Source organism: Methylobacterium sp. WL69 (assembly GCF_008039485.1).
GTDB lineage: Bacteria > Pseudomonadota > Alphaproteobacteria > Rhizobiales > Beijerinckiaceae > Methylobacterium.
Genome location: NZ_VRUZ01000198.1, coordinates 1 through 1,182, shown reverse-complemented (window position 1 = coordinate 1,182; position 1,182 = coordinate 1). Strand labels below are relative to the sequence as shown.

General features: G+C 69.3%; 1 protein-coding gene. It reads left to right on the top strand.

Going from position 1 to position 1,182, the window contains the following annotated elements; translation table 11 throughout:
- Window positions 1–402 precede the first annotated feature (402 nt).
- Window positions 403–1,182: invasion associated locus B family protein (locus FV218_RS22430; protein WP_056097361.1), on the top strand; the 780-nt coding region annotated here is incomplete at its 3' end.

The following is a 1,182-nucleotide window of genomic DNA, read 5'->3' as shown; positions in this document are numbered from 1 at the left end:
CCCGGGGGGAGGGATGGGAAGAGGGATGAGATGACTGGTTGCGCCGACACGTGCGCTTGAACTCCCGCTGCCCTGCGTTCATGAACCCTTAGGGTTAAACCAACCTTAACTCGGCCTTCGCGCACGGTCCGAACGGGGCTGGTGTCATGTCTTCGCCGCATTCCGAGGGAAAGCAGGCCGCGCAATCGTTCAGGCGGGGTCGGGACGCGTCCGGTCTCCCGGCGCGGGACCTCGGACCGGCGCCGAAATCGGATCCGTCGTCACCGTGTCGCGTCAGTTCAAGCGGCCGCCGGGACTCAAGCGTCCCGTTCGCGCGCCCTCCACGAAGTCTGCGGACTTGCCAAATCCGCTGAAGTCCCGAGTCCATTCCCAAGTCCGTCGAATTCCAAGGGGTCAGACCTGATGTCCTTCGCCAACCGTCCCGCGCGCCCGCTGCGCATCGCCGCGTTCCTCGCCCTGGCGGGTCTTGCAGGATCGGGTCTTGCCGGGTCCGCCCTGGCGCAGGCCGCCAAGCCCAAGCCGGCCGCCCCGGCGCCGACGGCCCCCGCCCCGACGGCTCCGGCCGCGCCCGCGGCCGGCGGCATGGCCCAGCAGCAGACCGGACCCCAGACCGTCAACGTGAAGTCCGAGCCGTCCCAGACCGAGTGGACCAAGGTCTGCGGCAAGGATCAGGCGAGCGCCACGGACGTCTGCTACACCACCCGCGACTTCGTCTCCGACCAGGGCCAGCCGGTGCTGGCCGTCGCCGTCTACGACATGAAGAACGCCCAGCAGAACGTGCGCGTGGTGCGCTACCTGCTGCCCCTGGGCCTGCTGCTGCAGCCCGGCATCCGCTTCACCGTCGACGGCCAGCAGGGCACGCCGGGCAAGTTCGCCGTCTGCTTCCCCAACGGCTGCTTCGCCGAAGCCGGCGGCGTGAGCAACGACGTCGTCAACGCCATGAAGAAGGGCACCACCCTCAACGTCAGCGTCCAGAACCAGACCCAGCGCGAGGTCACCTTCGCGGTGCCGCTGGCCGGCTTCGGCAAGGCCTTCGACGGCCCGGCCATCGACCCGAAGGTCCTGGAAGAGCAGCAGAAGAAGCTCCAGGCCGAGATGGAGAAGCGCGCCGACGAGACGCGCAAGAAGCTCGAGCAGCAGAACGCGCCCGCTGCCGGCGCCCCGGCCCCTGCGCCCAAGCCC